9 protein-coding genes and 1 pseudogene are annotated in these 6,526 nt (G+C 67.8%); 2 read left to right on the forward strand and 8 right to left on the reverse strand.

What is annotated here, in order from left to right:
* Positions 1 to 60 precede the first annotated feature (60 nt).
* The 8 genes and pseudogenes from ACFVVA_RS00890 to ACFVVA_RS00925 all read right to left on the reverse strand — a co-directional run bounded on the left by ACFVVA_RS00890 (position 61) and on the right by ACFVVA_RS00925 (position 5,043).
* On the reverse strand, positions 61 to 693 hold the full coding sequence (locus ACFVVA_RS00890; RefSeq protein ID WP_387684373.1) for an AAA family ATPase: 633 nt from the start codon (positions 691 to 693) through the stop codon (positions 61 to 63).
* Between the two features lie 54 nt (positions 694 to 747).
* Entirely contained in the window at positions 748 to 1,509 is a 762-nt protein-coding gene (locus tag ACFVVA_RS00895; RefSeq protein WP_387684375.1) for a hypothetical protein, read from the reverse strand.
* Positions 1,510 to 2,076: 567 nt separating this feature from the next.
* Positions 2,077 to 3,048 carry a ribosome-inactivating family protein gene (locus ACFVVA_RS00900; protein WP_387684377.1) on the reverse strand — a complete coding sequence of 324 codons (972 nt, stop codon included), beginning with the start codon at positions 3,046 to 3,048 and terminating at the stop codon, positions 2,077 to 2,079.
* Positions 3,049 to 3,155: 107 nt separating this feature from the next.
* A pseudogene (locus ACFVVA_RS00905) lies at positions 3,156 to 3,382 on the reverse strand (IS5/IS1182 family transposase); the annotation flags it as partial.
* 147 nt (positions 3,383 to 3,529) lie between these two features.
* Positions 3,530 to 3,973 (reverse strand): hypothetical protein, encoded by a 444-nt coding sequence (locus ACFVVA_RS00910; RefSeq protein ID WP_387684379.1) that lies wholly within the window; start codon positions 3,971 to 3,973, stop codon positions 3,530 to 3,532.
* A gap of 274 nt (positions 3,974 to 4,247) precedes the next feature.
* Entirely contained in the window at positions 4,248 to 4,430 is a 183-nt protein-coding gene (locus tag ACFVVA_RS00915) for a hypothetical protein (protein WP_387684380.1), read from the reverse strand.
* Positions 4,418 to 4,678, reverse strand: a complete 261-nt coding sequence (locus ACFVVA_RS00920) for a hypothetical protein (RefSeq protein WP_380357261.1) — start codon at positions 4,676 to 4,678, stop codon at positions 4,418 to 4,420. The genes ACFVVA_RS00915 and ACFVVA_RS00920 overlap by 13 nt, the downstream gene beginning before the upstream one ends.
* On the reverse strand, positions 4,675 to 5,043 hold the full coding sequence (locus tag ACFVVA_RS00925) for an ATP-binding protein (protein WP_387684381.1): 369 nt from the start codon (positions 5,041 to 5,043) through the stop codon (positions 4,675 to 4,677). The genes ACFVVA_RS00920 and ACFVVA_RS00925 overlap by 4 nt, the downstream gene beginning before the upstream one ends.
* 288 nt (positions 5,044 to 5,331) lie before the next feature.
* Between ACFVVA_RS00925 and ACFVVA_RS00930 the strand changes: the two genes are divergently transcribed.
* Together ACFVVA_RS00930 and ACFVVA_RS00935 are read left to right on the forward strand one after the other, a co-directional pair.
* The gene (locus tag ACFVVA_RS00930) at positions 5,332 to 6,180 is read left to right on the forward strand and encodes a helix-turn-helix transcriptional regulator (protein WP_387684382.1); all 849 of its coding nucleotides are present in this window, start codon (positions 5,332 to 5,334) and stop codon (positions 6,178 to 6,180) included.
* On the forward strand, positions 6,177 to 6,398 hold the full coding sequence (locus ACFVVA_RS00935; RefSeq protein ID WP_387684384.1) for a DUF397 domain-containing protein: 222 nt from the start codon (positions 6,177 to 6,179) through the stop codon (positions 6,396 to 6,398). The genes ACFVVA_RS00930 and ACFVVA_RS00935 overlap by 4 nt, the downstream gene beginning before the upstream one ends.
* Positions 6,399 to 6,526: the final 128 nt, after the last annotated feature.

Consider the following 6,526-nt stretch of genomic DNA (forward strand, 5'->3'; position numbering starts at 1 on the left):
GCCCGCACCTCGCGTGAGAAGTCGGCCCGGCCGACTTCCCGTGCGCCCCTCCGCCGCAGCTCAGTCGAACCGGATGTGCCGGACCCCTGTCCAGGCCCGGCGGACGCGCCCCCGGAGAACGCCCTCGGTGTTCGGAGCGAGCGTCAGCCCCGAAGCGGCGGCGATGCGGTCGGCCACCTGGGCGACCGTCAGCCGGTCGGTCCACACGTGCTCGGCGAACTCCTCCTCGCGCAAACGCTCCAGACACAGGTCCAGCTTCGACACGGCGAAGCTCTCCCGGCGCAGCGGGGCGTCCTTCCCGGCCACGAACCGCACCACGTGCCCGAAACCGCGCTCACGCAGCCGTCGCAGCACCGTGGCGCGCTCGGCCAGCAAGGTGAAGTGGCGGACGTCATGGCCGCGTTCCCGCAGCCGACCGACGGTCTCCCGGAAGTACACCGGCTCCACGACCGTCATCGGCGCGATCACCACACCGTTCTGATCGGTGAGAACGCGGTCCAGCACGTCGACGACACCTTGCCGCCAGGCGGGAAGGTCCTGGAAGTCCCCGCGCAGCGACGGCGGCATCATCCGGTGCAGGCCGAAACCCACGTGCTCGGGGTCGCAGATGACACTGCTGGGAAGGCGCCACCGGATCTCGTGCGCGGTCTGAGTCTTGCCGGCGCCGAACGGGCCGTTGATCCACAGGAGCATACGGAGACCCTAGCTCCGCCCTGCAACGCTCGGCCCGGGAGAGCCGGCCCGTGGTCAGTAGCTGTAGTGGGGCCAATGCGGATCGTCCCAGCGGTCGGGCCCGGTGAGGCCGATCAGCCTCAGACGGTGGAGCAGGTCCTCCGGTGCGTTGTGCGCCCTCAGCCGGGCGGGGGCGTGGCGGGTGAGCCAGGCGGTGAGCACGGCCACCATGGCGTCCTTGTCGTGCCAGGTGCTCCAGGGGAGCTGGTCGACGAGCAGGTCGTAGTCCCACGCGTCGACGGCCTCCGCGAGGTTCCGGTCGGCCGCCGGATGCTCCAGCGCCTCCCAGACGTCGAGCCAGGGGCTCAGTTCACCGGACGCCTCGACGCACAGGACGAGGGTCCCGTGCACGTTCGCGAGGGGATCGGAGGTGACGAGGCTGTAGGCCCAGAACGCGTGCAGGAACTCCCGCACGGCCGCGGCCTGCTCCCGGGGCCACTCCTGCCAGCGCCCGCGGGCGAGCGAGAGACCGATCTCGTCCTGGTACCGGAACGACTCGGACCGGCTGTCGACGACGGCGCACGCGAGCTGAGGCAGGACACGGCGGAGCACCGAGCCGTGGTCGCTCCAGTCGGGGGCCTGCCAGCTCCGCCGGAGGAGGTCGGGATCGAGCCGCACACCCGGCACCTTGAGGAGGGCGAGCTCTTCGGCACTGCCCCAATGGCACTCGCAGTTGTGCTCCTCCGGGCGCGCGGTCGCCCCGCGGAGGACGAGAGCGAGGCCCTCCAGGGCCGCGTCGAGGCGCAGCTCCGCACGTCGGACGTACACGTCGGTCATCGGCGTTCACCTTCAGGACTCCGCCGACCTGCCCCCGGCGAAGATCACTACGCTACCGGTCCGCCGGTCGGCCTGACCAGCCCAGGAATGCCTCCTTCCAGCCCATGCGCCACCTCGTCCGAGTGACTGTGCAGCAAAGTCGGTGCGGTGACCGGTTGTTGACCGTGAGCCCGCTGTAGTCCGCTCGGGCGGCAGGGAGCCGCCGCGGAGGCATCACCACCTGCTACGAGAAGACCGCAACCATCCACATGGCCGGGCTCCACATCGCGGGCATCTTCACTCCGGCACCTCAGGATCGCTTGCGGCGGCGTGGACCGACCGGACGAAGACGGGGTCCGCTTCGTCCGAGTCGAATCCCTCAAGAACCTCCAGCAGCACCAGTACACCCGTACCTCGACAGTGCTCGGAACGACTGGAGACCGCACACTGAGAACCCTCCGAGTGGGGCCACCGGACGCGCGGCCCGGTGGTCCCACTCAACCCTGTCCGGCCGATCTTGCCGGGCAGCGCCCAACGGCCCGCCGGGCGGGTCGCGGCCGGCTTCGGTTCCTCCCTGTGTGGCCCAGGTCAGGCCACAGAACCCAGCCCGAGGAAGTAGTCCATCCTGCGGTCGTTATTCCTGAACAACATGTCATGGGGGTTGCGGTAGGGGTCAACGCCGTCGACCCAGTGCCAGGACGGGTTCGAGTTGCTGTCACGGACCCAACGGGTCATAGCGCTCCAATCGTTCTCCATGTCCATGCCGAACCCGCCCAATGTCGTCTGAGGGACGCCGTTGTTGTCGTAATCCGCGCCGACGGCGAGGATCTGACGGACGCGGTGAGAGATCCAGCCGAAGCGGGATGCCTCCGAGGCGGCGGCGATGACGGTGGTCAGATCGTTACGCACCTGCTCGGTGTTGCTGGTGCTGGCCAGTCGGCCGAGCCGACGGAGGGAACCGGCGATGGTGGGCATGTCCATCCGCAGGTTCCCCCGGGTCGCGCTCGGGTCCAGGCCGTTCCGTCCGCTGTACCGGCCGGTGAAGGCGAACGGCTGGAACTGCGCGAAGTTCCGGGTCCACGGCTGGTTCCGCATGATCCGCTCGGCACTGCGAAGTTCACTGTCCGGGACGTCGCTGAAGGCGTAGTTGCGGCCCTCCGAGCTAATCCCGATCAGGTAGAGGTTGTGCGCCCAGAAGAACAGGGACAGCCGGTGCGGATTCGCCAGGTCCCCACGGTCCTCGACCTCAACCTCGATGAGGCGGTTCGGGGTGTTCGTGGTTCGCTGGATCAGATCGCCCTCCCTGGCCGCGGGCCAGTCCCCGCCGGCGATGGTACGGATTCCGTTGACCATATCCTGGTAGCGCGAACCAGCGAGCTGGCTCACCTCGGTCCAGCCTGTAACGTTCCAGTACACCCGGTTGTATTCGAGGTTCGACACCGCATGGGCTGACTGTGCGGGAGCCAGCCCGAGAACGGATGCAAGGACGGTCGCCAAAACGGCCGCGAGCCTGAATACATTGGATAGCCGCACCCGGTTCCGGTCTATTTGATAACGCACAAAATCTCCTCCCCAGTACGTCGGCTCTCCGTCAGGAACCGACTCTCGCAGTGGACGAAACAAGCCATCCGTAACGACGGAACGGGTCGACCATCCGTCACGGTTCATCAGACCGAACCGGGCAGTTTCGTTTGGATCATCGGGCGGACCATGAGGAAGATGCCCGCGATGTGGAGCCCGGCCATGTGGATGGAGCGGTCTTCTCGTAGCGGGTGGCGATGCCTCGCCACTGCTTGAGGCGGTTGATGCACCGCTCGACGGTGTTCCGCTGCTTGCAGGCCTCGCGGTCGAAGGTGGGTGGCCTGCCTGCGCGGCTGCCGCATCGCAGCCGGCGGGCCCCGCCACCGACCGCCCCGCTTCGGCGTCCGGTCCGGCAGCCGTGGCTCGATCCGCGCCCACTGCGCGTCGGTCAAAGACACATCCAGACCAACGAGCAGGTGATCCAGACGAAGCGGCCCAGCCGTCGAGCGGCTTCAGCCCGTCACCGGAGTACGGAGGCCGCATCGTCGCTCTGGGCCTGGTAAACGGTCACGACAGCGGCGACAGCATCGACTTCGACAGGCCCCGCGATCCTCAGCCAGACCAGTTCGGGCAGACCCTCGGAGCGATCGAGCCGGCCGACCGCCTCGGCGGGCCAGGGCGCCGGCGGCTTCGGCAGGTGCACGAGGGAGATTCCGTCGATGAGGGAGGGACACAGGCCGGGCTCCCATCGGCGGACCGAGTGGAGATCCGACAGCGAGATCACCGCATCGGGCTTCCACGGTCCCTCGCGCAGCCATACGTCCAGCGTGTGGTCCTTGCGGTCCTCGTTGGACTCGTCCAGGGAGATGCGCTCGATGAAGTAGCCGACGCAGGATTCCAGCGTCCGCGCCGCATTCGCGCACCGGTTCTTGAAGGCGTCGGTTGCCCCATGTTCGTCGACCACGGCACGAGACTACGGTGAGCGGAACGGTCCGTCGCCGACACCGAGCGCTCCGGCGGGCGTTCGTCGTCAGGTCGAAGCGCTCGCGTCGCTCACATGCCGCGGTCCGGGCCGTGGACCGGGGTGGGGCGGTCATCGGGTGACATCGGCAACGGTTCGAGCAGTACCGGGCCGGGGTGGGAGAAGTCTGTTGCGCAGGAAGTCGGCGGGGTCGGCTTCCTGCGCATGCCTGCGCCGCCCGGCGGGTCCGGCCGGGCGGCGTGGGCGGGGTGGGGCTTCAGGCCACGGGTTGACGGTCCTCGTTGCGGTCCCGGTCGGGGGCGGGGGTGGGGGTGGGAGCGGGGGTCGCGATGGGGTCCGGGCGGTGGGGCATCCGCAGGACCGCGACCGCGCCGAGTCCGACGACGGCGATGGCGAGGAGCAGGAGGACGGGAAGGACGAGGTCGATCAGGAGTCGCACGGGGCCTCGGCCTTGTCGTAGTGGCGGAGGATCGCGAGGAGGTTGAGGACGGTGCTGGCCGGAGCGGCGCCGAAGCGGACCAGGACGCGGCCGTCGACCACCCGGTCCGTGGCCAGCGCGGGCCAGATCAGACCGAACTTGCGACCGCGGGAGTGGAGTTCGTCGAGCAACGAGGCGACCTCGGGCTCGGTGTAGGTGCGCATGATCGCGTCGGCCGGCCCGGTCGGGCGGCGGTGGTCGGCGGTCACGCGGCGGCGTCCAGCTCGAACCAGCAGGACTTCCCGGACTTCCGGGGCTCCGTACCGAACCGGTCGGTGAGGGAGCGGACGAGGCGCAGGCCCCGGCCGGAGACCGCGAGGAGGTCGGAACCGTCGTGCCGGATCGGGACGGCGGGGCTCCCATCGCTGACGGAGACCCGCAGCACGTGGTCGAGCACCGCGATGACGACGAGCGGCGCCGCGCTGCCGCCGTGGCGCCAGGCATTGACGAACAGTTCGAGCAGCGCGAGTTCGGCATCGGCGACCAGGTCGGGCTTCCACCCGGCGCGCGCCGTGGCCTCGCGCAACTCCTCGCGCGCGGCCGACCAGTCAGGGGGGATTTCGTGGGGGAACACGATGAAACCTCCGCGGGGCTTCAGATATGACCATCAATCGATCAGACGCGCGATCGAAGCGATGGAATGACGGAAAAACGCAGCCGCATCACAACCGTAGTCACGCAGAGCATGCGGCCAGCTACACTCAGCATGACGTGAGGGCCATCACACATGCAAGCTGGCTCAACTAATCTGCAAAATCTCATATCGAACCCGAATTCGGTGCCACTCTCTGCCAGTTGTCGGTAGCGCCTGTGCAATCAGCAAGGGCAGACTGGTCCACCGAGAGATCAGGAGGGGCATCGCATGGCGGTATCAACCGTTCGCCGTCGTCGGCTGGGCGAGGAGCTGCGAAGGCTCCGCGAGCAAGCGATGATCTCCGCGGACACGGCGGCCGATGCCACCGGCATGAGCCTGGCCAAACTGAACCGGATCGAGAACGCCCGCACGGCGGCCAAGATCGAGGATGTCAACAAGCTCCTCGACCACTACGGTTGCGACGACGAAGACTTCCGTGCCGGCTTGATCGCCATCACGAAGGACGGCAGCAAGCGCGGCTGGTGGCTGAGCTACCGCGACGTGATCAACGTGTCCGCAACGGACCTGATCATGCTCGAAACCGAGGCTTCCACCTTCAAGACCTACGAACCCGCCTTCATTCCAGGACTCTTCCAAACGGCCGAATACGCTCGACTGGTCATCGGCCGACTCCGGACCACGAAGACCGGCACAGTCGACGACCTGGTACAGGTCCGCATGGCACGGCAGTCCATCCTGACCCGCCCGAATCCCGTCGAGGTCTGGGCTGTCATCCATGAAACCGCGCTCCGGGCCATCGCGAATCGCCCCGACATCATGGGCCCGCAACTCGACAAGCTGCTGACGTTAAGCCGGTTGGCGAACGTGAACATTCAGGTGATGCCAGTAGGTGCGGCGATCCACCCGGGCATGAGCGGCCCGTTCGCATTGCTCGGATTCCCTCAGCGGAAGGACCTCGACGTCGTCTTCGTCGAAGGCATGCTCGCCGGATTCTGGATCGAGGACCCGACCGATGTCGAGTTGTACCGGGCGAAGTTCCAGGAGATCACGGCAGAAGCCCTGTCCGTCGACTCCTCGCTCGAGTTCATCACCGCACAGAGAGAACTGATCAAGTGACCCACTATCCCGACGCCGAGGCGACCGGCTTCGCCTTCCGGAAGTCGAGTTACAGCGGCGGCAACGAGAACTGTGTCGAATACGCACTCCTCCCCGAGGCGGTCGCAGTCCGAGACAGCAAGGACCCTTCCGGGCCCGCGCTGGCCTTCGACGGCGCGGCCCACTCTTCCTTCCTCGCCGCCGTCGCCGGCGGGGAGTTCGACTTCGGGCTCCTCTGAGCACTCCCCCGCTCCACGTGGTGGGGGGGCCCCCCCCGGCGCGGGCCCCCCCCCCAGCCCCCCCGGCCCCACCCCAATGAACCCCCCCCCGGAGAACTCAGACGTGACAAACAAAAAGACAAAAAATA

Origin of the sequence: Kitasatospora sp. NPDC058048 (assembly GCF_042885555.1) — a bacterium.
Classification (GTDB): Bacteria; Actinomycetota; Actinomycetes; order Streptomycetales; family Streptomycetaceae; genus Kitasatospora; species Kitasatospora lactacystinica.